This window comes from Pseudomonas sp. Ps21-P2, assembly GCF_039672565.1.
Lineage (GTDB): Bacteria > Pseudomonadota > Gammaproteobacteria > Pseudomonadales > Pseudomonadaceae > Aquipseudomonas.
Genome location: NZ_JBDFPL010000001.1, coordinates 337,554 through 362,423 on the forward strand (window position 1 = coordinate 337,554; position 24,870 = coordinate 362,423).

Here is a 24,870-nt window from a genome sequence, read left to right on the forward strand (position 1 = left end):
GTCGCGTGGGGCGAGTGGCCCAAAGTTAATGTTGAAGGCACTGGAAAGTCTGTAGGGCGTTTCTGATTGTTGCGAATGGCCGGGCAGGGTGGCGTGATCAGCATGAACGCGTGAAACGATCATCTGCACACAGGCCTCAAGAGAAGGGTCCTTCGCAAGGGTTCCGGCGAGTAGTGGGGAAACTTCCGCGAGCGCAACCGCATGCCTGACTCCATTCATTTACGAGAAGGGCGTCACAGTAATGACTATTGGAAAAGCCGAATATCAGGTTCGCCCCGATTGCCCTTAGGGGTTACCCCTACTCGCGGTGGCAGGTTGCACTGAGTGGTCATCGGGCCGCGCATCTGAAAGCCGCGCCGTTCGCCGGTCTGCCAGCGCTCGGGTCTGTCGATGGGGCTGCGGTGATGTTATTGTGATATCAAAGGCGCGACGCGCGTTTCTATCCCGATTAAGGTCTGTCATGGGGCTGCCGATACAGGGTAGGCGGACTTACTTGAACCCTGCTCCAGGAGCAACAGATGGCTGGCATTCTCGACACAGTAGACCAACGTACACAGCTGGTAGGTGAGAACCGCCTGGAAATCCTTATGTTCCGCCTGGCCGGCCGACAGTTGTTCGCGATCAACGTATTCAAGGTGCAGGAAGTCCTGCAACTGCCCAAGCTGACACTGATGCCCCAGCGTCATCCGTTCGTGTGCGGCGTGGTCAACCTGCGCGGGCAGACCCTGCCGGTCATTGACCTGTCCCAGGCCATTGGCATGCGTCCGCTGGTGCCGGGGCCTTCGAGCACAATCATCGTCACCGAATACAACCGCTCGGTTCAGGCGTTCCTGGTGGGCGGCGTCGACCGTATCGTCAACATGAACTGGGAGGCGATTCTGCCGCCACCGACCAGCGCCGGGCGTCAGCATTACCTGACCGCCATCAGCAAGGTCGATGACCAGTTGGTGGAGATCATCGACGTGGAGAAAGTCCTCGCCGAGATCGTGCCGTACAGTGCCAAGGTCTCCCGCGACAAGCTGGAAGATCCGGTCCTCGCCCGGGCCATTGGCCGCGAAGTGCTGTTGGTGGACGATTCCAACGTGGCGCTCTCGCAGTTGCGTGACACCCTGGGTCAGCTCGGCGTGAAGATGCACGTTGCCCGCGACGGGTTGAAAGCCCTGAACATGCTCAAGGGCTGGGCAGACACCGGCGAAGTCATGACCGACAAGCTGTTGATGGTCTTCACCGACGCCGAAATGCCGGAAATGGACGGCTACCGCCTGACCACGGAAATCCGTAACGACCCACGCTTGCGCGGCCTCTATGTCGTGCTGCACACCTCGCTGTCCGGGAGCTTCAACGAGTCCATGGTCAAGAAGGTTGGCTGCGATAACTTCCTCTCCAAATTCCAGCCGGACAAGCTGGTCGACGTGGTCCGCGAGCGGCTCATGCTCGACAACTGATCCGGTTCTGTTTCAAGCCCCTTGCTGTATGGAGGGGCTTTTTTGCATCTGTACCGCTTGGTTTTCCGGCGTCTCGTATAGAGTGGTGGCTTTCCGCTCTGGCATAAGGACGCGTACATGTTTCACCTCAGCGCACTGTATCGGTACCCCCTCAAATCCTGCATGGCCGAGACGTTGCAGCAGGCCCGTTTCGATGAGTTGGGCATGAGTGGCGATCGTCGCTGGATGCTGGTGGATGAAGCCAGTGGGCGCTTTTACAGCCAGCGCGCGCTGCCGCAGATGTCGCAGCTCTCGGTGCTGTGGAAGGGCGATGGGGTGAAGCTGTCGGCGCCGGGCCTGGGCAGTCTGGATGTGCCGGTGCCGGTCGATGAAGAGGCCAATCTGCGCGGCATCACGATCTGGCGCGACACTTTTCGGGTGCCGGACGCCGGCGAGGACGCAGCGCGTTGGGTCAGCGCCCTGGTGGGCAAGCCGACGCGGCTGGTGCACGTGCCGAAAGAGCGCGCTCGCTGGCTGCCTTCAGGCTACGGGACGGTGGAAGACAGGGTCGGGTTCGCTGACGGTTTTCCGCTGTTGCTGATCGGGCAGTCGTCGCTGGAGGATTTGTCGCAGAAGGTGGGTCGCCCGCTGGAAATGTTGCGGTTTCGCCCGAATCTGGTGGTGTCCGGCGCTGAACCGTTCGCCGAGGATGACTGGAAGCGGATTCGAATTGGCGGCGTTGAACTGCGGGTGCTAAAGCCGTGCTCGCGGTGCATCCTGACGACGATCGACCCGGCAACCGGTGAGCGCAGCGCGGATCGCGAACCGATGACCACACTGAAGACCTATCGCGAGCGAGAAGGGGAGATCTGGTTTGGCCAGAACCTGGTGAGCGATGGCCCAGGGCTGGTCGAGGTGGGAATGGAGGTTGAAGTGCTCGAGTGATTGAGCGCTTGCTCTTACGCTTTCCCGGCTAAAGCCGGTCCTACAAAATGCACTCGATTCGCACTGTAGGACCGGCTTTAGCCGGGAAGAGGCCGGCAGTCACGCCGCGATCTCCGCCGTGCAGCCCGATGTCTTCCCGGCTAAAGCCGGTCCTACGACCTCGCAGCCTCACAAATCATCAAAGAACCGTTCATGCCAGTCCACCAGCGGCTGCGGGGAATTAAGCTTCTGGCCGTAGATCACCGCGTACGACAGCACGTTCTGCACGTATTGGCGGGTCTCGTCGAACGGAATGCTCTCGACCCAGACGTCGAAGGCCAGATGGTTGGCGCCCCTCAACCACTGACGCACACGTCCCGGACCTGCGTTGTACGCCGCCGAAGCCAGTACCCGGTTGCCGTTGAACTGCGCATGGACCTGACTCAGATAAGCGGCGCCGAGCTGAATGTTCTTGTCCGGATCGAGCACCTGGGCCGGCGAGGCCAGGGGAATGCTGAACTTGCGCGCAGTCTCTTTGGCGGTCGCAGGCATCAGTTGCATCAGGCCTGCGGCACCGACGCCAGAGCGGGCGTCATCCATGAACGCGCTTTCCTGACGGGTGATCGCAAACACCCAGCTTGAATGCAGCCCGCGAACCTGCGCTTCACGCACCAGGGTGTCGCGGTGGGCCATCGGGAAGCGGATGTCGAGATCGTCCCAGTACTGCGCCTGACTGATGGTGCGAATGGCCGGGAAATACCAGTGCATGTCGTACGCCAGTTTGGCCTGGGCGACCATTTCGTCCCGGCTGAAACGCCGGGTGACGTGGTACCACTCGCGACGGCCGTCGACGATCTGCCCGCGATCATAGAACTCCAGCGCGCGGCGCACGCCCGGTGTGTTGCGCACCTTGGTCATGAGCGCCTGGCTCATCACCAGCGGCTTGTTGTTGAGCATGTACGGCGTCTGGGTGCGGTCGGCGGCAAGGAAGCCGTAGAAATCACGCTCCTTCGCGACCGCCTTGTACAGCCCCGGAAGCAACGGGCTGTTGGGCTGAGCAAGCTCGAGAGAGCGGGCCTGCCAGTAACGCCAGCGGTTCGTGGTCGCGAGGTCTTGGGGCAAGCGACGGGTCAGCTCGTACGCATCGCTCCAGCGACCGAGCCGCAGCAACAGGCGCAGGCGCCATTCGGTGACGGTGTTGTCGCGCAGGTCCGGGTCGTACTTGGTCATGACCTCAAGGGCGCGGCCGTCATAACTGCGAGCCAGGGTCAGGCCGATTTCCTTGGCGATCTGCACCTGTTCCTCGTGGGAGAAATGCAGCACCGGCGCGTAGCTGTCGAGCAGCTCCATGGCCCGCTGCGGGTCCTGCTTGGCCAGGCGACGCAGCCCCAGCCCGACCACATCGGACATCGCCTCGTCGGCTGGCATGAACTGGCCCTGGTTGTTGACCATTTCCGGCTTCTGCGCGACGGCGATCAGCAAACGGCCCTGGGGCGCGAGGGTGGTCATGCTGTTGACCAGTTGATTGGCCAGCGCGTAGTTGCGCACCTGCGCGGCGAGCTTGGCGCGCTGCCAGCGTTTCTGCTCGGTCAACTGCCCCTCGACCGCCCACTGGGTGAAGAACGTATCGCAGGCTGCCGGCAGCGTCTTGCCGGTCATCCAGGTCTTCTCGGCGTTGGCATAGCCTTCCGAGCGCTGGTTGTGGCTGAGCTGATACGAGCCATACAAACAGTCGAGCTCGACGAAATTCAGCTTGGGGTCGTAATACTTGACGAAGGGCTGCCAGTCACCGCGCGAAGCCAGCAGCCGCAGCCAGCGCAGCTTCATGTAGTTGGCTTGCGGCAGGTCGCCATGCTCGGCGAAGAACTTCTCGATTTCCTCGTTGCTCGCGCTGTTCAGGCGGGCGGTGAGTTCGTCGTAGGCCAGGTAGGGTTCGAGGGGGTAATCCGCCAACGCAGCGGCGTACGTACGATAAGGGCCGCCGTCGCCCTTGGCCAAAGCCCGTTTGGCTTCATCGTAATATTGGCGTTGGGTGGTGAGATCGACCGCTTGGACGGACTGGGCAGCGGTGGCCGACAGAAGCAGGCAGGACAAAAGGCTGAAGAAACGACTGCGCATGAGACTTCCGTGCAGATGCATCGTGAAAAGTGCGGCTAGCTTAGCCTGTTGCCCGCGCGGGTTGAAGCGCTGCCTCGTCCGTCGTGATAGATGGAAACAAACCCCGGCCTGCAATCGGCCGACCACCGGGTCCGGACGACGTCCTGTCATCGATTAGCCGCCCATCTGCCGGGTTATCTCAGGTAGAATGCGCGCCCGGTTTTTGGAGAAGCTCATGACCCTGCTCAAATTCAGCGATGTGTCCCTTGCGTTCGGCGCCATGCCGTTGTTGGACAAGGTGTCCTGGCAGATCGCCCGTGGTGAGCGGGTCTGCATCATTGGCCGCAATGGCACCGGCAAGTCCAGCATGTTGAAGCTCGTCAAGGGCATTCAGATGCCCGACGACGGCAATGTCTGGCGGGCGCCGGGCCTCAAGATCGGCGAGCTGCCCCAGGAGTTGCCCGTCGCTGACGGCCGTACCGTATTTGACGTGGTTGCCGAAGGCCTCGATGGCGTCGGCGAGTTGCTTGCCCAGTATCACCACCTCAGCCAGAACATCGTCACCGCCGAAGACCTCGACAAGCTGATGCACGTGCAGTCGGATCTCGAAGCCCGTGACGGCTGGCGCCTGCAGCAGTTGGTGGACAGCACCCTCAGCCGTCTGCAACTGCCGGCCGACAAGACCCTCGCCGAACTGTCCGGCGGCTGGCGTCGTCGCGTGTTGCTGGCCCAGGCGCTGGTCTCCGAGCCTGATCTGCTCATGCTCGACGAACCGACCAACCACCTCGACATCGGCGCCATCGCCTGGCTTGAAGAAGCACTGAAGGAATTCCAGGGCGCGGTGTTGTTCATCACCCACGACCGGTCCTTCCTGCAAAACCTTGCCACGCGCATTCTTGAACTCGACCGTGGCGGCCTGATCGACTGGGACGGCGACTACGCCAGCTTCCTGGTGCACAAGGAAGCCATGCTCGCGGCGGAAGAAACCGCCAACGCGCTGTTCGACAAGCGCCTGGCCCAGGAAGAAGTGTGGATCCGTCAGGGCATCAAGGCCCGTCGTACCCGTAACGAAGGCCGCGTGCGCGCCCTGAAGGCATTGCGCGTCGAACGCAGCGACCGTCGCGAACGCACCGGCAAGGCCAACATCCAGCTCGACACGGCAGACAAATCCGGCAAGCAGGTGATGGTGCTCGACAACGTCAGCTTCGCTCACCCGGGCGGCCCGATGCTGATCAAGGACTTCTCCATGGTCCTGCAGCGCGAAGACCGCATCGGTCTGCTCGGCGCCAACGGTACCGGCAAGACCACGCTGCTCAAGCTGATGCTCGACAACCTCCAGCCCACCAGCGGCAAAGTGGAAGTCGGCACCCGTCTGGATGTCGCCTACTTCGACCAGTTGCGTCACCAGCTCGATCTGGAAAAGACCGTGATCGACAACGTGGCCGAAGGGCGCGACTTCATCGACATCGACGGCCAGAGCCGCCACGTCCTCAGCTACCTGGGCGATTTCCTGTTCAGCCCGCAGCGGGCGCGGACGCCGGTCAAGGCGTTGTCGGGCGGTGAGCGCGCGCGTCTGCTGCTCGCCAAACTGTTCAGCAAACCGGCCAACCTGCTGGTCCTCGACGAACCGACCAACGATCTTGACGTCGAGACCCTCGAGCTCCTTGAGGAAGTGCTGTTGACCTTCAAGGGCACCGTGCTCATGGTCAGCCACGATCGGGCATTCCTCGACAACGTCGTCACCAGCACCCTGGTGTTCGAAGGCGAGGGCAAGGTCCGCGAATTCGTCGGTGGCTATCAGGACTGGATTCGCCAGGGCGGCTCGCCGCGTCTGCTGGGCGTCACCGACAGCAAGTCCGGCAAGTCCGAGCTGGCCACTGCCGTGGTTCAGGCAGCACCGGTCGCGGCGGCCGAAATGCCGGTCGCCAAAAAGAAGCTCAGCTATAAACTGCAACGCGAGCTGGAAGCGCTGCCTGCGCAGATCGACAGCGTTGAAGCGCAAATGGCTGCGCTCAGTGCCGAGATGGCCGAGGCCGGTTTCTATCAGCGTCCTGCGGAGCAAACCACAGCCGTGATGGCGCAGCTGGAAAGCCTGCAAGGCGAACTGGACGGACTCCTTGAGCGTTGGGCCGAGCTGGACGAGTGATCGCTAAGCTGTAGCAATAAAAAAGCCCGGCCCTTTTTCAAGGACCGGGCTTTTGCATTGGCGCGCTTATTTCTCCGGGCGCTTGATCAGGCGCACTGCCAGCACGTCACACGGCGCGCCGTGCAGCACGTCGTTGGCAGTAGAACCGAGCAGCAGGGACAGGCCATGACGACCGTGGCTGCCGACAACGATCAGATCAACGTGGTGTTCCTTCGCCAGGTTGTGGATTTCCTGACGCGGCTGGCCGTAGGTCAAATGGCTGTCGCCGGTCTTTACGTCGGGGTATTTGCGTTTCAGCGCTTCCAGCTTTTCCTTGGCCTGATCGAACTGCTGTTGCTGCAGCTGCGACAGGTCCATCGGGACATCGCCACCGAACGCCATGGCCATAGGTTCGACGATGTGCACCAGCGAAAGCTTGGAGTGGCCGGCCAACGCCAGCGCCATGGCTTTTTTGATAACCGGATCGCACTCTTCAGTGAGGTCCACGGCTACCAGGATATGTTCATAGGACATGGGGTGTTCCTTCTGAGGTTTGCGATGGTTTTGATTATGGCTCTTTTCACGCGCCTCTGGCACGCCGATGTGGTCCGCCAGCAGCCAGCCGCCGCGGGGGGCGTACAAATATGACGGTGTGGATCATCCTGTCAATCATTGCGGTGGTTTTAAGTCCGCTGGTCTGGCTGCGCCCCTCGCGCTCGCAGAGCGGCAGAATGGCCATGCGCATGCAGGCGCGGCGCATGGGGCTGGCGATGCAGCTGATCCCCCAGGAGTGGCCGCATTGGTTGCCGACCGAACCACCGAGTCCGTGCCCGCAGTATCACCGGCCGCGTACCGCGCGGGCGCCCGATGTCTGGGTGTACTGGCAGATGGAGCCGGGCGTGTGGGTTAACCAGTGGCGCGAGCCGTGTGAAGATCCGCGCCTGCTCGAGCCGTTCAAGACGCTGCCGGCGGACGTCTACAAAGTGGAGGCGGGCAAGCAGTTGATTGCCCTGTATTGGGCCGAGCGCGGCGAGCCCGAAGTATTGCAGCACATTGCAGCGGTGCTGAAGGCCTTGGCGTAAGCCGTCCCGATGCCCGAATCGCGGGCATTAAAAAGCCCGATAACAACATCGGGCCGGGGTTGGCCAGGCAGGCCGTAATTCTTGTGCAGTGCGGTGCAATGCCGCTCGCCGGGTCACACATCACTTGCTGACGACGCTCAAATGACCCGTCTTGATGCGCAGTGCGCTGAATGTAGACCTTAATGGTGCGTTTGTCTGCTGCCTCACCGTTTATTTCATGCTGCGTTCCGAGCCGCTGCCCGCCGCCACGGCCCATCTTCTTCAGTTTCATGCCCCCGCGATCATGCGCCTGAATAGCCTTCTATCAGGCGCACGTTTTACCTGCGATTTGCCGGTTTTGCCCGCTGTCTGCTGAATTGACAATTGCTGGAATATGGCAGAAGGTAGCCGCACCCAAATCAAACGGGCGTATGAATTGAGCGTTTGCCGTAGGAATGCTCTGACAGACGCTCGAATCGCGTCGACGGGGTGACTGGCGTTTGGTGTTTCGCCTCGACGGCAACGTCGTGCATAGCGCCGGATCTCAGCGTCTGATGCGTATTGTTCAGCTTCCATATCGTGGAGATCAGTTGATGATTTACGAAGGTAAAGCCATCACGGTTAAGGCTCTTGAAAGTGGCATCGTCGAACTGCAGTTCGATCTCAAGGGTGAGTCCGTCAACAAGTTCAACCGCCTCACCCTCAACGACCTGAATCAGGCCATCGAAGCCATCAAGGCCGACAGCTCGATCAAGGGCGTCATCGTCACCAGCGGCAAGGACGTGTTCATCGTCGGCGCCGACATCACCGAATTCGTCGATAACTTCAAGCTGCCGGACGCTGAACTCGTCGCCGGCAACCTCGAAGCCAACAAAATCTTCAGCGCCTTCGAAGACCTCAACGTACCGACCCTTGCGGCCATCAACGGCATCGCCCTGGGCGGCGGTCTGGAAATGTGCCTGGCCGCTGACTTCCGCGTGATGTCCGCTACCGCCAAGGTCGGCCTGCCTGAAGTCAAACTCGGTATCTATCCGGGCTTCGGCGGCACAGTCCGTCTGCCACGCCTGATCGGTGTGGACAACGCAGTTGAGTGGATCGCGTCCGGCAAAGACAACAGCGCTGAAGATGCACTGAAAGTGGGCGCCGTCGATGCTGTCGTGGCTCCCGGCAAACTGCAGGAAGCTGCACTGGACCTGATCAAGCGCGCCATCTCCGGCGAGTTCGACTTCAAGGCCAAGCGTCAGCCGAAGCTGGACAAACTCAAGCTCAACGCCATCGAGCAGATGATGGCCTTTGAAACCGCCAAGGGTTTCGTGGCAGGCCAGGCCGGCCCGAACTACCCGGCGCCGGTCGAAGCGATCAAGACCATCCAGAAAGCCGCCAATTTCGGTCGCGACAAAGCGCTGGAAGTGGAAGCGGCCGGTTTCGTGAAGATGGCCAAGACCTCGGCCGCTGCGAGCCTGATCGGTCTGTTCCTGAACGATCAGGAGCTGAAAAAGAAAGCCAAGGTCTACGACGAAGTCGCCAAGGACGTGAAGCAGGCCGCTGTATTGGGCGCCGGCATCATGGGTGGCGGCATCGCCTATCAGTCGGCTGTCAAAGGCACGCCGATCCTGATGAAGGACATCCGTGAAGAAGCCATCGCGCTGGGCCTGGGCGAAGCATCGAAGCTGCTGGGCAAGCGCGTCGAAAAAGGCCGCCTGACCACCGCGAAGATGGCTGAAGCGCTCAATGCGATTCGTCCTACGCTGTCCTACGGCGATTTCGGCACCGTCGACCTCGTTGTCGAAGCCGTGGTCGAGAACCCGAAGGTCAAACAAGCCGTACTGGCCGAAGTGGAAGGGCAGGTGGGTGAAAATACCATTCTCGCTTCCAACACCTCGACGATCTCCATCAGCTTGCTGGCCAAGGCCCTCAAGCGCCCGGAAAACTTCGTCGGCATGCACTTCTTCAACCCGGTGCACATGATGCCCCTGGTTGAAGTCATCCGTGGCGAGAAGTCCAGCGAAGTCGCCGTGGCGACCACCGTGGCTTACGCCAAGAAGATGGGCAAAAACCCGATCGTGGTCAACGACTGCCCGGGCTTCCTGGTCAACCGCATCCTGTTCCCGTACTTCGGCGGCTTCGCCAAGCTGGTCAGCGCCGGTGTGGATTTCGTGCGCATCGACAAGGTCATGGAAAAATTCGGCTGGCCAATGGGCCCGGCGTACCTGATGGACGTGGTTGGCATCGACACCGGCCACCACGGTCGCGACGTCATGGCTGAAGGCTTCCCGGACCGCATGAAGGACGATCGCCGCACCGCCGTCGACGCCTTGTACGACGCCAATCGCCTCGGCCAGAAGAACGGCAAGGGCTTCTACGTCTACGAGACCGACAAGCAGGGCAAACCGAAGAAAGTGGTCGACGCTTCCGTGCTGGAAGTGCTCAAGCCGGTGATCTACGAGCAGCGTGAAGTCAGCGACGAAGACATCATCAACTGGATGATGATCCCGCTGTGCCTCGAGACCGTGCGTTGCCTGGAAGACGGCATCGTCGACACGGCTGCCGAGGCCGACATGGGCCTGATCTACGGCATCGGCTTCCCTCCGTTCCGCGGTGGCGCGCTGCGCTACATCGACTCGATCGGTGTCGCTGAATTCGTGGCCCTGGCTGACCAATACGCTGATCTGGGCGCTCTGTACCACCCCACTGCGAAGCTGCGTGAAATGGCCAAGACCGGCCAACGCTTCTTCGGCTAAGTGCCCAACGAACAGGTGAAGATATGAGCTTGAATCCGAGAGACGTCGTGATTGTCGACTTCGGTCGCACACCGATGGGCCGCTCCAAGGGTGGCATGCACCGCAATACCCGCGCCGAAGACATGTCGGCGCACCTGATCAGCAAATTGCTGGAACGCAACCACAAGGTTGACCCGGCCGAAGTCGAGGACGTGATCTGGGGCTGCGTCAACCAGACCCTGGAGCAGGGCTGGAACATCGCGCGCATGGCGTCGCTGATGACCCAGATTCCGCACACCTCCGCCGCGCAGACGGTCAGCCGCCTGTGTGGTTCGTCCATGAGCGCGTTGCACACGGCGGCTCAGGCGATCATGAGCAACAACGGTGACGTCTTCGTCATCGGCGGTGTCGAGCACATGGGCCACGTTGGCATGATGCACGGTGTCGACCCGAACCCGCACATGTCGCTGTACGCCGCCAAAGCCTCCGGCATGATGGGCCTGACCGCCGAAATGCTGGGCAAGATGCACGGCATCACCCGCGAGGCGCAGGATGCGTTCGGTGTGCGCTCCCACAGGCTCGCTCAGAAGGCCACGCTGGAAGGGAAGTTCAAGGACGAAATCATCCCGATGCAGGGCTACGACGAGAACGGTTTCCTGAAGATGTTCGACTTCGACGAGACCATTCGTCCGGAGACGACGCTGGAAAGCCTGGCTGCCCTCAAGCCTGCGTTCAACCCGAAAGGCGGTACGGTCACGGCCGGCACCTCGTCGCAGATCACTGACGGTGCTTCGTGCATGATCGTCATGTCCGGCCAGCGCGCCATGGACCTCGGCATCCAGCCCCTGGCGGTGATCCGCTCCATGGCCGTGGCCGGTGTCGACCCTGCAATCATGGGTTACGGACCGGTTCCGGCGACCCAGAAAGCGCTCAAGCGTGCAGGGCTGAGCATCGCCGATATCGACTACTTCGAGCTCAACGAAGCTTTCGCTGCACAGGCCCTGCCGGTGCTGAAAGATTTGAAAGTGCTCGACAAGATGGACGAGAAGGTTAACCTGCACGGCGGCGCCATCGCCTTGGGTCACCCGTTCGGTTGCTCGGGGGCGCGGATTTCCGGCACCTTGCTCAACGTGATGAAGCAGAATGGCGGCACCCTGGGTGTTGCCACCATGTGCATCGGTCTGGGTCAGGGCATTACCACCGTATTCGAACGCGTCTAAACGGTGTGAGTGTGCAAGCCGGGGCCTGGTGCCCCGGCTTTTGTTTTTTCCGAAAATGTATTTTCGCCACTTTTTTTCCTGTCACACCCGAGGTCCCCCGCATGCCGCTACAGCCAGGTCTCTACCGTCACTACAAAGGGCCCGAATACCGTGTTATCGGTGTCGCGCGGCATTCGGAGACCGAAGAAGAAGTGGTGTGCTATCAAGCGCTGTACGGCGAATACGGCCTGTGGGTACGCCCTTTGAGCATGTTTCTGCAGTCAGTTGAGGTTGACGGCGAGCAAGTGCCGCGCTTTGCTTTGGTTCAGGCCGAACCGGATCTTTTTCCACGGCCCTGAGGCATGACGTTGCAGCAGCCATTGCTTGACCTCACCTTTCAGCCACTATATATAGCGGGGCCTCGACGGCTCTGACGTCTTTTTTCTCGCATTAGGAATTTTCCGATCCATGGGCAAATCGCTGGTCATTGTGGAATCCCCGGCTAAGGCCAAGACCATCAACAAGTACCTGGGCAACCAGTACGTGGTGAAGTCGAGTATCGGCCATATCCGAGACCTGCCCACCAGCGGTTCGGCTAGCGCCTCCAAAGAGCCTGCTGCCAAGCGCGGCAAGGCCGTGGCCGAAGCGCCTGCGCTGTCGCCCAAGGAAAAGGCCAAGCGCCAGCTCGTGGCGCGCATGGGTGTCGATCCGGAACACGGCTGGAAAGCCAAGTACGAAATCCTTCCCGGCAAAGAGAAGGTGATCGACGAATTGCGCCGCCTGGCCAAAGACGCCGACACCATCTATCTCGCGACGGACTTGGACCGCGAAGGGGAAGCCATTGCCTGGCACCTGCGCGAAGCCATTGGTGGCGACGATGCGCGCTACAAGCGCGTAGTCTTCAACGAGATCACCAAGAAAGCCATCCAGGAAGCCTTCTCCAAACCGGGCGAGCTCGACATCGACCGCGTGAATGCCCAGCAGGCACGCCGGTTCCTCGACCGCGTCGTCGGCTACATGGTGTCGCCGCTGCTGTGGCAGAAGATCGCCCGCGGTCTGTCGGCCGGCCGTGTGCAGTCCGTGGCAGTGAAGCTGGTGGTGGAGCGCGAGCGTGAAATCCGCGCGTTCATCCCGGAAGAGTACTGGGAGATCCATGCGGACCTCGGCACTGCCAAGGGCGCCATCGTTCGCTTTGAAGTCGCCCGCGAAAAAGGCGAGGCCTTCAAACCGCTGAACGAAGCGACCGCCATGGCGGCGCTGGAGAAGCTCAAGGCCTCGGCCTACAGCATCAGCAAGCGTGAAGACAAACCGACCAGCAGCAAGCCGTCGGCACCTTTCATCACGTCCACGCTGCAACAGGCCGCGAGCAACCGCCTGGGCTACGGGGTGAAGAAAACCATGATGATGGCCCAGCGTCTGTACGAAGCCGGTTACATCACCTACATGCGTACGGACTCGACCAACCTGTCGGCCGACGCAGTGGCCATGGCCCGCACCTACATCGAAACCGAGTTCGGCAAGAAGTACCTGCCGGAATCGCCGATCGTCTACAGCAGCAAGGAAGGCGCGCAAGAGGCTCACGAAGCGATTCGTCCCTCCGACGTCAACACGCATCCGAGCAAGCTGACCGGCATGGAGCGTGACGCCGAGCGTCTGTACGAGCTGATCTGGCGCCAGTTCGTGGCCTGCCAGATGCCGCCTGCGCAATACCTCTCGACCACCGTCAGCGTCGCGGCTGGTGATTTCGAACTCCGCGCCAAGGGTCGCATTCTCAAGTTCGACGGCTACACTCGCGTGCTGCCACAAATGAGCAAGCCGGGCGATGACGACGTACTGCCGGACATGGCCCAGGGCGACAAGCTGAAGCTGATCAAGCTCGACCCGAGCCAGCACTTCACCAAGCCGCCTGCACGTTATTCGGAAGCCAGCCTGGTCAAGGAAATGGAAAAACGCGGCATTGGCCGTCCATCGACCTATGCCGCGATCATTTCGACGATTCAGGACCGTGGCTACGTGGCCCTGCACAACCGTCGTTTCTATTCGGAAAAGATGGGCGACATCGTCACTGAACGTTTGTCCGAAAGCTTCTCGAACCTCATGGACTACGGCTTCACCGCCGGCATGGAAGAGAACCTCGACGACGTGGCCCAGGGCCAACGCGACTGGAAAAACGTCCTCGACGAGTTCTACGGCGATTTCAAGAAAAAACTCGAAGTGGCCGAAGCTCCCGACAGCGGGATGCGCGCCAACCAGCCGGTGATGACTGACATCCCGTGCAAGGTCTGCGGCCGCCCGATGCAGATTCGTACCGCGTCCACCGGCGTGTTCCTCGGCTGCTCGGGCTACAGCCTGCCGCCGAAAGAGCGCTGCAAGGCCACCGTCAACCTCACGCCGGGCGACGAAATCGCCGACGACGATGAGGGCGAGTCCGAATCCCGCGTGCTGCGTGGCAAGCACCGTTGCCCGATCTGCAGCACCGCGATGGATGCGTACCTGCTGGATGAGAAGCACAAGCTGCACATCTGCGGCAACAACCCGGATTGCTCGGGTTACGAGATCGAAGAGGGCACCTACCGCATCAAGGGCTATGAAGGCCCGAGCGTCGAGTGCGACAAGTGCGGCGGCGAAATGCAGCTCAAGACCGGCCGTTTCGGCAAGTTCTTCGGCTGCACCAACTGCAAGAACACCCGCAAGCTGCTGAAAAGCGGTGAAGCGGCGCCGCCGAAGATGGACCCGGTGAAGATGCCGGAGCTCAAGTGCGAGAAGGTCGACGACACCTACATCCTGCGCGACGGTGCTTCGGGGTTGTTCCTGGCGGCCAGCCAGTTCCCGAAAAACCGCGAGACCCGTGCACCGTTGGTGATGGAGATTGCACCGCACAAGGACGAGATCGATCCTAAGTATCACTTCCTCTGTGAAGCGCCGAAGAAGGACCCCGACGGTCGCCCGGCGGTGATCCGCTACAGCCGCAAGTCCAAGGAGCAATACGTGCAGACCGAAGTGGACGGCAAGCCGACTGGCTGGCGTGCGTTCTACGACGGCGGCAAGTGGAAGGTCGAGGACAAGCGTTGATCGTTTGATCACGATCCGACTGGTCAGCTCCGACGCTTTGCGTTAAAAGAATCCCTCGGCGCGCTCGTGCGCTTCGAGGGATTTTTTTGTCTGCGGCTGACTCGCTGCGGGCAGGTTGTCGCTTCACTCATCTCTACAGAGGCCACCGTTATGGCTCACGAACTCTACACCCGCACCAACCAGAAGCTGTTCTTCGCAGGCCTGGCACTGGAGGCGATGGCGAAGGCCAGGGACAGCCGCGCGATGAACGCCCAGGGGCTTGAGCAGGCGGAGCGTGAGTCGGCGATCTTTCATCTCTATGGCGCGTTGCTCGGGCTGTGCCACGAGATTGCCGGATTCTACCGACTGCCACAGGCCAGCACCCCGCGTGCCGAGGATCTGCTGTCGCCGAAGGTGCTGGAAGCTATCGCCATCCCGGAAATGGGCGAATTGGTCGAGCTCGCCCACAACCGCGAAACGTGGCTGGCGCAATTACTGGCCTCCTACCAGGCGTTGTTCATGCCGCCGAGGGCGCCGCGCAAACCCAAAGGTGACGTCACTCAGCCACTTATTATCGCAGTGGGGGCGGAAGAAGAGCCCGAGCAGGCGTTGACGCGCGAGGAGATGGAAAGCTGGCGTCAGCAGCTCAAAGGCCTCGCAATCCGGTTCAGAGAAGGCCTGAGCGAGTGCTGAGTCGGAGTGATCGATGGGCTAGGGACTCAGTCATCTGGCTGTTACAATGCGAGCCTTTCGTGGAGAACTGCCCTGATGCCAACTTCGTTTCTGGAAATTGTTGAACTGCCTGACGGTCGCATCGAGCTGCGCCGCGCCGAAGATGAAGGATCGCTGGTCACCCTGAATTTTTCGGAAGACGCCAAAGCGTTCTTGCAGGGTCAGCACGTTGAAGTCGCCAAGGCGATGCTCAGCGTAGGTGTACAGATGGCGGGGCGCCTGGCCGAAGGCGAGTTGACCAAGGATGAAGAAGGGCCGCGCGTTCTGCATTGATCCTCAGGATTCGCAGCTCGCTCAAACGCCGTTCCGCTTCTCGATTCGCAAGAAGCGCCTACACGCTCCAAATACTCTGAATAGTTCTGCCGACGTGCTTAGCCCAGACGAATGTTGAGGCTCTGCGCATCGCCGATACGTGCTGCGCTGGCCAGTTGCTGGCGCGCACTGCCTGAGATGGGATTGATCCAGCTGACCACCGTATGACTGCGGCCCAGGCGCAAGACTTCACGGGTCAGTTCCAGCGCACTCTGCGTCCCGCGCGGGTGCATCAGAATAATGCGTTCCCGATTCAGGCCCGCGTCACGCAGCCACGCCTGGGTCACGCTGGCGGGTGGTGCAACCAGTGTCAGCCAGCGGTCGTTGGTGTCCTCACTCAACTCACGCAGGATCGGGGCCAACAGGTTGAGGCAGTTCCCGGCAGCGCCGCGCAATGACACTTCACTAAAGGCTTCCGGTTCATTGCTCCAGGGCGACTCGGCAATCTCTGCCAGGGTCGGGACCTGCAACAGCGGAACGTCGAGCATGGGCACGCCGGGCGCCATGAATGCTTCGAACAGGGGCAGTTGTGCATGTTGTTGCGGTGTCTGTGGGAACTGCATCTACGTTCTCCTTATCGACGAATCACGCCGACGCTCAAGCCTTCAATGACAAGATCCTGATCTTTGAGATTCACTTCGATCGGTGCGAAGTCGGCATTCTCGGCCAGCAGCCAGACCTTGTTGCCTTCGCGTTTGAAACGTTTAACTGTCACTTCATCACCAATTCGCGCCACAACGATCTGGCCGTTGCGTGCTTCGCGGGTGGTATGGACGGCCAGCAGATCGCCGTCGAGAATTCCGACGTCTTTCATGCTCATGCCGTGAACACGCAGCAGGTAATCCGCGCTGGGGTGAAAGAAGGCCGGGTTGATGGCGAGGGATTCTTCGATGTGCTGCTGGGCCAGGATCGGCGCGCCGGCTGCGACGCGACCAATGATCGGCAGGCCGCTGTCATCGGGCTTGGCTTCGAAGCCGGGGATACGAATGCCGCGGGAGGCGCCAGGAGTCATTTCGATGGCGCCTTTGCGGGCGAGTGCTTTCAAGTGTTCTTCGGCAGCATTGGGCGATTTGAAGCCCAGCTCCTGAGCGATTTCAGCGCGGGTCGGCGGGTAGCCGTTGTCTTCGAGGCAGCGCTTGATGAAGTCCAGAATCTCGGCTTGGCGTGACGTCAGTTTGATCATGTGCATCGCTCTGGCTTTTTATACAGTGACTGGGATTATATACAGTGCTTGGGTCTTGGCAATGGTCCTTTTTGCCCAGCCTGCGGTGAGCCCTCTTCATGAGTGGCTACAGGCCCCGGTTTGTATGGTTAAATGCCGTGACCGCATGGACAGAAAGGGGACGCTCAGGGTTGACAGTGCTGTGTATGAAACGTATGTTTCAAACACGTGTTTGTCAGGCGTTGAACCATGGCTCAGTCGGAAACAGTTGAACGAATTCTCGATGCAGCGGAGCAGCTATTTGCCGAGAAAGGTTTTGCCGAAACCTCGTTGCGGCTGATCACCAGCAAGGCGTCAGTCAATCTGGCAGCGGTGAATTACCACTTCGGTTCCAAGAAGGCCCTTATTCAAGCGGTGTTCTCCCGCTTCCTCGGGCCGTTCTGCGTCAGTCTCGACCGCGAGCTGGAGCGCCGCCAGGCCAAGCCTGAACACAAGCCGACCCTTGAAGAGCTTCTTGAAATCCTCGTTGAGCAGGCGCTGGTGGTTCAGCCGCGCAGCAACAATGACCTGTCCATCTTCATGCGCCTGCTAGGCCTCGCGTTCAGCCAGAGCCAGGGCCATTTGCGGCGTTATCTCGAAGACATGTACGGCAAGGTGTTCCGCCGTTACATGCTGTTGGTCAACGAAGCAGCCCCGCGCATTCCTCCCATCGAGCTGTTCTGGCGGGTCCACTTCATGTTGGGCGCTGCGGCCTTCAGCATGTCCGGCATCAAAGCGCTGCGGGCCATTGCGGAGACCGATTTCGGGGTCAACACGTCCATCGAGCAGGTCATGCGCCTGATGGTGCCGTTTCTGGCGGCCGGCATGCGCGCCGAAACGGGCGTCACCGACACGGCCATGCTCACCGCGCAACTTCGGCCCCGTACCAAAACCTCGACACCGGCACCTGCCAAGGTCTGAGGCGCGCCACCGGCTGGCGGTGGCGTAATTTGCATCACATCCTTCGATCCCGCACCATGCCGGCCTGAGCATTGGTTGTTGAAGGATCTTCCTATGAGTTCTGGCCTGCAAGGCTCCCTGATGGTGGACGTCGCCGGTACCTGGCTGACCTCCGAAGACCGTCAGTTTCTGCGTCAGCCCGAAGTGGGCGGCCTGATTATTTTCGCGCGCAACATCGAGAGCCCACGGCAAGTTCGTGAACTCTGCGCATCCATCCGTGCCATTCGTCCCGAGTTGCTGCTCGCTGTCGATCAAGAGGGTGGACGTGTCCAGCGCCTGCGCCAGGGCTTTGTGCGGTTGCCGCCGATGCGCGCCATTGCCGGCCATCCGAATGCAGAAAGCCTCGCCGAGCATTGCGGCTGGCTGATGGCAACCGAAGTGCTGGCAGTGGGGCTGGACCTCAGCTTTGCGCCGGTGCTGGATCTGGACTATCAACGCAGTGCGGTCGTCGGCACCCGGTCGTTCGAAGGCGATCCCGAGCGCGCGGCGCTACTGGCCGGCGCTTTTATCCGTGGCATGAACGCAGCGGGCATGGAGGCCACCGGCAAGCATTTCCCCGGGCACGGTTGGGCCGAGGCCGACTCCCACGTGGCCATCCCCAATGACGAGCGCAGTCTTGAAACGATCCGTGCCAATGACCTGGTGCCTTTTCAGCGCTTGAGCAAACACCTCGCAGCGGTCATGCCCGCCCACGTGATCTATCCCCAGGTCGACTCGCAGCCGGCGGGCTTTTCCCGCCGCTGGCTGCAGGACATCCTGCGCGGTGAGCTGGGGTTCGATGGCGTGATTTTCAGCGATGACCTGTCGATGGCTGGCGCCCATGTCGTGGGTGACGCTGCCAGTCGCATCGAGGCGGCGCTTACGGCCGGCTGTGACATGGGCCTGGTGTGCAACGACCGCGCGGCGGCTGAGTTGGCGTTGAGCGCGGCGCAGCGCTTGAAGGTCTCGCCGCCGGCGGCGCGGCTTCACAGAATGCGCGGGCAGGGCATGGCGTCCACCGAATACCGGCAGCATCCCCGCTGGCTGGCGGCGCTGACCGCCCTGCGCGCTGCTCAACTGATCGAATAAGGAACTCCCATGACTGTTTACGCGATTATCGGCGGCACCGGCCTGACCCAGCTCGAAGGGCTGACGATCCGTCAGTCCCTGGCGGTGAACACTCCATACGGCGCGCCGTCCGGCGATATCCATCTCGGCGAATACGCCGGCCGCGAGGTGATGTTCCTGGCTCGTCACGGGCACCCGCACCGCTTTCCGCCGCACAAGGTCAACTACCGCGCCAACATCTGGGCCCTGAAGCAGGCCGGCGCCGAAGCGATCCTGGCGGTCAACGCCGTGGGCGGGATTCACCCTGACATGGGCACCGGCCATTTCTGTGTCCCCCACGATCTGGTGGACTACACCAGCGGTCGCGAGCACACGTTCTTTGCCGATGACCTTGAGCACGTGACCCACATCGATTTCAGCTTCCCCTACAGCGCGCCATTGCGGGCTCGACTGATTGCCGCGCTGGCGGCCGAAGGCTGCGCCCACAGCGATTTCGGCGTGTATGCCTGCACCCAGGGACCCCGGCTGGAAACAGTGGCCGAGATTGCGCGGCTCGAGCGAGACGGCTGCGACATCGTTGGCATGACCGGCATGCCGGAAGCTGCACTGGCGCGTGAGCTTGAGCTGGAATATGCCTGCCTGGCGCTGGTGGTGAATCCGGCCGCCGGCAAGTCCGCGGCGGTCATCACGATGGCGGAAATCGAGCAGGCTTTGCACGATGGCATCGGCAAGGTCAAGGCGACATTGGCTCGGGTGCTCAGCGCCGCTTGAGGCCTGAAATCGTGGGTTTGGAGGGCTTTCTCTGAACGCTGGCTAGGCCGGAAAGGGCAACAAAGTCAACGCTATATCGTTGAAATAGTTGTCCACGGAAAGCGTGAATATCTCTGTGGATAAGTTTCTGTAAGCCAGTGATTGCAAGGCGTTAGCGGCAATGGTCGTTTAATGATCAGGTTTGCCAATGGCGTCGATGAAGCGAGTTAATGGTCAGAATCCCCTTCAGATCAAGCTTCAAAAGGGCGGGGTTAAGCGAGGGGGGCAGGCATTGGACTGCCCGCCAGCGCGCCGAGGATGACGCGCCGCCGAGGCAGATTTCCGCAGGGGAAAGTCAGGTGGAAGGTCAGCGAAAACTCAGAGGAGAAAAAGCCCTGATGGGTTGATCAGGATTCAGCCCACTCAACATCGGTCAAGCCTAGTTGCTCGGCTTTTGGCTTGGTCACTTTCGGCACCCGGTCGGAGCGGTATTTGGGAATCTGACCAAACCCGGCATCCACCGACGCCCAGTGCCAGGCAGATGCGTTATCCATGGCTTCAGCGCTGATGTAGAAGCTTTTGTAGCTGCCATGCAGCAGGTAATCGATTCTGAAATGCTTGTACTGTGCCACGCTTGCAAACCTCCCTATCAGTCACTCTCTTTGTAACTGAGTCGTCACCGTCAGGAAAATTCACTCGAAATCACCGTTCATAAGCCAAATGGTTAGCTTTAGTACAGAACGATGATCCCAAGGTCTTTAACCCTTACAAATGAATGGCACACCCGGTTTTGAGCGGTTTCAGTGACGCTATGGCGGCTTTAAGCAGTGGCCGGTGCGACAGAGGCGACGTTCGAAGTCGCCCTGCCGCGTCGGTTTTACACTCAAACGATCACTTGGTCAGGAATTTGAACACAGTGGTCTGGGTGTAAGCCTTGCCAGGGTCCAGACGCGTGGAAGGGAAGGCCGGCTGGTTAGGCGAATCCGGATAGTGCTGGGTTTCCAGCGTGAACGCGCCCCAATGCGGATAGATCTTGCCGGCCTTGCCCTTAACGGTGCCGTCGAGGAAGTTGCCCGTGTACAGCTGAACCCCAGGCTCGGTGGTAAACAGCTGCAGACGGCGACCGGACTTCGGATCGACCACGTCCGCGGCCAGATTCGACAGTTTGCCCTTGGTGTCGAGCACCCAGTTGTGGTCGTAGCCGCCCTGGGTCGCTTCAGCGAACTTGAGCTGCTGGTTGTCTTCACGGATGCGCTTGCCGAAGGCGACCGGTTTGAGGAAGTCAAACGGGGTGCCGGCGACTGGCGGCAGCTCGCCGGTCGGGATCAGCGTCTCGTTGACCGGCGTGTAATGCGCAGCATGCACCACCGCCACCTGATCCAGGATGTCGCCGTTACCCGCGCCGGCCAGGTTGAAGTAGCTGTGGTTGGTGAGGTTGAGGACGGTCGGTTTGTCCGTCGTCGCGTGGTACTGGATGCGCAGCTCGTTCTTGTCGTTCAGGCTGTAGGTGACTTCGGTTTTCAGCGTACCGGGGAAGCCCATCTCGCCATCGACCGAGACGTACGTCAGCTTGACCCCGACCGAGCCTTTGTCCTTGACCTCCTCAGCCTTCCAGATCTGCTTGTCGAAGCCCTTCGGCCCGCCGTGCAGTGAATTGGTCTTATCGTTCAGCGGCACCTGATAGCTCTTGCCATCCAGAGAGAACTTGCCGCCTGCCAGACGATTGCCGAAGCGGCCAATGGTGGCCCCGAAGAATGCGGTGCCTTTGACGTAGCCGTCCACGTCATCGAAGCCCAGTACCACATCCTCAGCCTTGCCGTGCTTGTCCGGGACCAGCAGCGATTGCAGCGTGCCGCCGTAGGTGATCACCGTGGCCTGCATGCCTTTGCTGTTGCGCAGGGTGTATTTCTCGACCGGGGTGCCGTCGGCGAGTTTGCCGAAGGCGCCGTGTTCAGTGGACAGTCCGGCGGCGTGCACTTGCAGGGCGGCGGCCATCAGCGACAGGCCCAGGGCAGGGATAAGCGTCTTTCTCATTGCGTCGATCCTTTTGTTTTTATAGGCGTGTTGTGGTGAGTATTTCGGGGGTGTTGCCCGAAGGCTTTAGCCTCTTTACTCGAAGCGCTACCGCCAAGCAGTACGTCAATGGCCTGGATCTGGCGATTGGTCATACTATTCAGCTTGGAAGGCCCCGATATTTCGAGTTATAGATCAAAATCACTCGCTTTAAAAATAAATTGTAATACTATTTGGCGAAAGGCAGTGTCCGTCCCGATGCGGGAAGGTCTAGCCCAGGAATGGCCTTCTGTACAGGTGATTGACGCCTAATCGTATGATCATTAGCCTCGATTTGCGGAACACACCGCGAACAGGGGCGGATCAATGAGCAGCAGTTTTCACGCGTCGACGGTAGACCGCCTGGGAGCCTGGATTGCTCAAGGCAATGTGATGCCGGGACAGTCGCTGAAGGTTGAAGCGGCGTTGGGTGAAGAATTCGGGGTCAGCCGGACGGTGATTCGCGAAGCCATCAAGACCTTGGTGGCCAAAGGGTTGCTGGAGGTCGGACCCAAGGTGGGCACGCGGGTATTGCCGGTGCGCAGCTGGAATCTGTTTGACCCGCAGGTCGTGGGATGGCTGGCGGCGAAAGGCCTGCCGGAGAGTTTTGTGCTGGACCTGCTGGATTTGAGGCGCGCCATTGAACCGATGGCCGTGCGTTGGGCCTGTGAAAGGGCGACACCGGAGCAGATTGCCGGGATTCAGGCAGCTTATGTTCGGCTGGCGGCCAGCGTGGCGGATTCGAGTGATTACAACGCGGCGGATCAGCGCTTCCATGAAGCGGTGCTCGCGGCGAGTCATAACCAGTTCATCGAGCAGATGTTGCCGGCACTGGGTGCGTTGCTGGCGATCTCGTTCGAAGTGTCGTCGGCGGTACCCGGAGAGCTCGGCAGAACCTTGCCGTTGCACAAGGATCTGGCGGATGCCATCGCCAACCGTGATTCGGCGCGGGGTGTCTGGGCCTGCATGAGCCTGATCGAAAACGCCGGTGAGGTGATTGCGCGTTCACGGGAGCAACCGTTGTCGCGCTATTCCTGAGCAGGCACGTTTGACGTTTTACAGGTGAGCTTTTTGAGTGGCTCACGGACCTACAATAATAAGCAGGAAATTTTCCATGAAATGGCTGCCGGTCTGCGACCAGCGTTTCAAATTGGCCGAAGGGCCGTTCTGGGACCACGCCCACCAAGCGTTGTACTGGGTCGACATTGCCGGCTTCCGCGCGCTGCGCCTGCACGCTGGTGAGGTGTCCCACTGGCAGTTCAGCGAGCCAGTCTCTGCCTTCATACCCACCTCGAAAGGCGACGCACTGGTCACCCTGGCCAGCGGCGTCCATCGTCTCGACCTTGATTCCCCGTCCGACAAACCGGTTACTTCCCTGCTGTGCGCCGCCGATCCCGTGCCGGGCAACCGGGCCAACGAAGCCCGTTGCGACCGGCATGGCCGACTCTGGCTCGGGACCATGCAGAACAACCTGGACGAGGAGGGCGGTGACCTGCCGATCGAGCGTCGATCCGGCGGGCTTTACCGCGTCGACGGTGATGCCTCAGTCGCGCCTCTGCTCAGTGGGCAAGGCATCGTCAACACGCTGGTCTGGCCAGAAAACGATTCTGTCGTACTGACCGCCGATACTCTGGACGGCGTGATCTATCGTTACCCGATCAACGACGATCACTCTTTGGGCGACCGCGAGGTCTGGGCCCATGAGCATTCTCGCGGTGCGCCCGATGGCTCGGCGATGGACGAAGACGGTTTTGTCTGGAACGCCCGCTGGGGTGGCGGCTGCCTGATCCGTTTTGCCCCCGATGGCAGCGTTGACCGGATCGTCGAACTGCCGGTCAGTCACCCGACCAGCTGCGTATTCGGCGGGCCGGACATGACCACGTTGTTTGTCACCAGCGCGCGAACTGCAGAAGGCGCGCTGGCGCTGGATGGAGCTGTGATTCAGATGGAAATCGGCATCAAGGGCATGGCCTCGCACCGCTTTGCGGGGTGAGCCAAACCTTGCGTCGTCGAGGTGTGACACTCGGTTACATAGGCTTCATTGATAATATGATATGACTGTTTTCAGTCGATCGGCGCGCGGTGTTTTCTGCTGCATGCCGCTCTGACACTCACTGCTGAACGCTGTAGCTAGTCAATAAAAATAAGGAGTTAGCTATGTTGAGTCGCCACGGGATTCGTTCCCTGTGCTGTGCTGCTGTTGCCACCGCCATTCTGGGCATGAGCGCCGGTGTGTCCGCCGCTGACGTCGAAAAAGTCAAGATCGGTTTTCTGGTCAAGCAGGCTGAAGAGCCCTGGTTCCAGACCGAATGGCAGTTCGCCGAAAAGGCCGGTAAAGACCACGGATTCGAAGTCATCAAAATCGCCGTTCCCGACGGTGAAAAAACCCTTTCTGCCATCGACAGCCTCGCCGCCAACGGCGCCAAGGGTTTTGTCATCTGCCCGCCTGATGTTTCCCTCGGCCCATCCATCGTCGCCAAAGCCAAGGCCAACGATTTGAAAGTCATGGCTGTCGATGACCGGTTCGTCGACGCCAAAGGCAAGTTTATGGAAGACGTGCCGTATCTGGGGATGGCCGCGTTCGAAGTCGGCCAGAAACAGGGCGCGGCCATGGCCGACGAAGCGAAGAACCGCAAGTGGGACTGGAAAGAAACCTACGCGATCATCAACACCTACAACGAGCTGGACACCGGCAAGAAGCGCACCGACGGTTCGGTGGACGCCTTGAAGAAAGCCGGTCTGCCTGAGGATCACATCCTCTTCGCGCCGCAGAAAACCCTCGACGTGCCAGGCAGTATGGACTCCACCGGTGCGGCCCTGCCGAAACTGCCAAGCGGGGCGAAAAACCTTATCATCGGCGGCATGAACGACAACACCGTTCTGGGCGGCGTGCGCGCCACAGCGGGTGCTGGCTTCACCGCGGCCAACGTGATCGGCATCGGCATCAACGGGACTGACGCCATCGACGAGCTGAAGAAGAAGGAAAGCGGCTTCTTCGGATCGATGCTGCCCAGCCCCGACAAAGAAGGCTACAACACCGCCCTGCAGATGTACGAGTGGGTCACCACCGGCAAAGAACCTGCGAAATACACCGCGATGGACGACGTGACGCTGATCACCCGCGCCAACTTCAAGGACGTGCTGACCAAGATCGGTCTGTACAAGTAAGCGCGGCAGTCGAGTCGGGACGCCTGAAAATCAGGCGGATATCTGCG

The 24,870-nt window shown here is 60.6% G+C and carries 23 protein-coding genes; 17 read left to right on the forward strand and 6 right to left on the reverse strand.

The window, feature by feature from the left end; genetic code table 11:
- Nucleotides 1-518 precede the first annotated feature (518 nt).
- On the forward strand, nt 519-1,445 hold the full coding sequence (locus ABEH28_RS01440; RefSeq protein ID WP_192172359.1) for a chemotaxis protein CheV: 927 nt from the start codon (nt 519-521) through the stop codon (nt 1,443-1,445).
- 117 nt (nt 1,446-1,562) lie between these two features.
- On the forward strand, nt 1,563-2,369 hold the full coding sequence (locus tag ABEH28_RS01445) for an MOSC domain-containing protein (RefSeq protein WP_346628879.1): 807 nt from the start codon (nt 1,563-1,565) through the stop codon (nt 2,367-2,369).
- Nucleotides 2,370-2,537: 168 nt separating this feature from the next.
- On the opposite strand, the gene ABEH28_RS01450 is transcribed toward ABEH28_RS01445, so the two are convergent.
- Nucleotides 2,538-4,466 carry a transglycosylase SLT domain-containing protein gene (locus ABEH28_RS01450; RefSeq protein ID WP_192172361.1) on the reverse strand — a complete coding sequence of 643 codons (1,929 nt, stop codon included), beginning with the start codon at nt 4,464-4,466 and terminating at the stop codon, nt 2,538-2,540.
- Between the two features lie 214 nt (nt 4,467-4,680).
- Here ABEH28_RS01450 and ABEH28_RS01455 point away from each other — a divergent pair, with 214 nt between their 5' ends.
- Nucleotides 4,681-6,591, forward strand: coding sequence for an ATP-binding cassette domain-containing protein (locus ABEH28_RS01455; RefSeq protein WP_346627821.1), 1,911 nt, complete (start codon nt 4,681-4,683; stop codon nt 6,589-6,591).
- Nucleotides 6,592-6,657: 66 nt separating this feature from the next.
- On the opposite strand, the gene ABEH28_RS01460 is transcribed toward ABEH28_RS01455, so the two are convergent.
- Nucleotides 6,658-7,104, reverse strand: coding sequence for a universal stress protein (locus tag ABEH28_RS01460; protein ID WP_192172363.1), 447 nt, complete (start codon nt 7,102-7,104; stop codon nt 6,658-6,660).
- Nucleotides 7,105-7,214: 110 nt separating this feature from the next.
- Here ABEH28_RS01460 and ABEH28_RS01465 point away from each other — a divergent pair, with 110 nt between their 5' ends.
- The 8 genes from ABEH28_RS01465 to ABEH28_RS01500 all read left to right on the forward strand — a co-directional run bounded on the left by ABEH28_RS01465 (nt 7,215) and on the right by ABEH28_RS01500 (nt 15,606).
- Nucleotides 7,215-7,652 (forward strand): hypothetical protein, encoded by a 438-nt coding sequence (locus ABEH28_RS01465; RefSeq protein WP_346627820.1) that lies wholly within the window; start codon nt 7,215-7,217, stop codon nt 7,650-7,652.
- Between the two features lie 154 nt (nt 7,653-7,806).
- On the forward strand, nt 7,807-8,007 hold the full coding sequence (locus ABEH28_RS01470) for a hypothetical protein (RefSeq protein ID WP_346628880.1): 201 nt from the start codon (nt 7,807-7,809) through the stop codon (nt 8,005-8,007).
- Nucleotides 8,008-8,224: 217 nt separating this feature from the next.
- Nucleotides 8,225-10,372 carry a fatty acid oxidation complex subunit alpha FadB gene (gene fadB, locus ABEH28_RS01475; RefSeq protein ID WP_282371900.1) on the forward strand — a complete coding sequence of 716 codons (2,148 nt, stop codon included), beginning with the start codon at nt 8,225-8,227 and terminating at the stop codon, nt 10,370-10,372.
- A gap of 23 nt (nt 10,373-10,395) precedes the next feature.
- Entirely contained in the window at nt 10,396-11,571 is a 1,176-nt protein-coding gene (gene fadA / locus ABEH28_RS01480; RefSeq protein WP_282371901.1) for an acetyl-CoA C-acyltransferase FadA, read from the forward strand.
- Nucleotides 11,572-11,672: 101 nt separating this feature from the next.
- Entirely contained in the window at nt 11,673-11,909 is a 237-nt protein-coding gene (locus ABEH28_RS01485) for a DUF1653 domain-containing protein (protein ID WP_065988576.1), read from the forward strand.
- A 109-nt stretch (nt 11,910-12,018) separates the two neighbouring features.
- Nucleotides 12,019-14,622, forward strand: coding sequence for a type I DNA topoisomerase (gene topA / locus ABEH28_RS01490; protein ID WP_346628881.1), 2,604 nt, complete (start codon nt 12,019-12,021; stop codon nt 14,620-14,622).
- Between the two features lie 150 nt (nt 14,623-14,772).
- A complete protein-coding gene (locus ABEH28_RS01495; RefSeq protein ID WP_192172369.1) occupies nt 14,773-15,294 on the forward strand; it encodes a DUF6586 family protein in 522 nt (173 codons plus the stop codon).
- A 75-nt stretch (nt 15,295-15,369) separates the two neighbouring features.
- Entirely contained in the window at nt 15,370-15,606 is a 237-nt protein-coding gene (locus tag ABEH28_RS01500) for a hypothetical protein (RefSeq protein WP_037011193.1), read from the forward strand.
- 98 nt (nt 15,607-15,704) lie between these two features.
- Here ABEH28_RS01500 and sulA read toward each other — a convergent pair whose 3' ends face one another.
- A complete protein-coding gene (gene sulA, locus ABEH28_RS01505) occupies nt 15,705-16,208 on the reverse strand; it encodes an SOS-induced cell division inhibitor SulA (protein ID WP_192172370.1) in 504 nt (167 codons plus the stop codon).
- Nucleotides 16,209-16,219: 11 nt separating this feature from the next.
- The gene (gene lexA / locus ABEH28_RS01510; RefSeq protein WP_065988571.1) at nt 16,220-16,828 is read right to left on the reverse strand and encodes a transcriptional repressor LexA; all 609 of its coding nucleotides are present in this window, start codon (nt 16,826-16,828) and stop codon (nt 16,220-16,222) included.
- Nucleotides 16,829-17,056: 228 nt separating this feature from the next.
- On the opposite strand from lexA, the gene psrA reads away from it, so the two are divergent.
- The 3 genes from psrA to ABEH28_RS01525 all read left to right on the forward strand — a co-directional run bounded on the left by psrA (nt 17,057) and on the right by ABEH28_RS01525 (nt 19,624).
- Nucleotides 17,057-17,767 (forward strand): transcriptional regulator PsrA, encoded by a 711-nt coding sequence (psrA, locus tag ABEH28_RS01515; protein ID WP_192172371.1) that lies wholly within the window; start codon nt 17,057-17,059, stop codon nt 17,765-17,767.
- Nucleotides 17,768-17,872: 105 nt separating this feature from the next.
- On the forward strand, nt 17,873-18,874 hold the full coding sequence (gene nagZ / locus ABEH28_RS01520) for a beta-N-acetylhexosaminidase (protein ID WP_346629180.1): 1,002 nt from the start codon (nt 17,873-17,875) through the stop codon (nt 18,872-18,874).
- Between the two features lie 9 nt (nt 18,875-18,883).
- Nucleotides 18,884-19,624, forward strand: a complete 741-nt coding sequence (locus ABEH28_RS01525; protein ID WP_346628882.1) for an S-methyl-5'-thioinosine phosphorylase — start codon at nt 18,884-18,886, stop codon at nt 19,622-19,624.
- A 386-nt stretch (nt 19,625-20,010) separates the two neighbouring features.
- On the opposite strand, the gene ABEH28_RS01530 is transcribed toward ABEH28_RS01525, so the two are convergent.
- A complete protein-coding gene (locus ABEH28_RS01530) occupies nt 20,011-20,235 on the reverse strand; it encodes a DUF6555 family protein (RefSeq protein WP_037011182.1) in 225 nt (74 codons plus the stop codon).
- 259 nt (nt 20,236-20,494) lie between these two features.
- Nucleotides 20,495-21,637, reverse strand: coding sequence for an aldose epimerase family protein (locus ABEH28_RS01535; RefSeq protein WP_282371905.1), 1,143 nt, complete (start codon nt 21,635-21,637; stop codon nt 20,495-20,497).
- 345 nt (nt 21,638-21,982) lie between these two features.
- Between ABEH28_RS01535 and ABEH28_RS01540 the strand changes: the two genes are divergently transcribed.
- The 3 genes from ABEH28_RS01540 (at nt 21,983) to ABEH28_RS01550 (ending at nt 24,823) form a co-directional block, all read left to right on the forward strand.
- Nucleotides 21,983-22,693 carry a FadR/GntR family transcriptional regulator gene (locus ABEH28_RS01540; RefSeq protein ID WP_192172374.1) on the forward strand — a complete coding sequence of 237 codons (711 nt, stop codon included), beginning with the start codon at nt 21,983-21,985 and terminating at the stop codon, nt 22,691-22,693.
- Between the two features lie 76 nt (nt 22,694-22,769).
- Complete coding sequence (locus ABEH28_RS01545) at nt 22,770-23,648, forward strand: SMP-30/gluconolactonase/LRE family protein (RefSeq protein WP_346628883.1); 879 nt, start codon at nt 22,770-22,772, stop codon at nt 23,646-23,648.
- A gap of 164 nt (nt 23,649-23,812) precedes the next feature.
- On the forward strand, nt 23,813-24,823 hold the full coding sequence (locus tag ABEH28_RS01550; protein WP_282371908.1) for a substrate-binding domain-containing protein: 1,011 nt from the start codon (nt 23,813-23,815) through the stop codon (nt 24,821-24,823).
- The last annotated feature ends 47 nt before the right edge of the window (nt 24,824-24,870 follow it).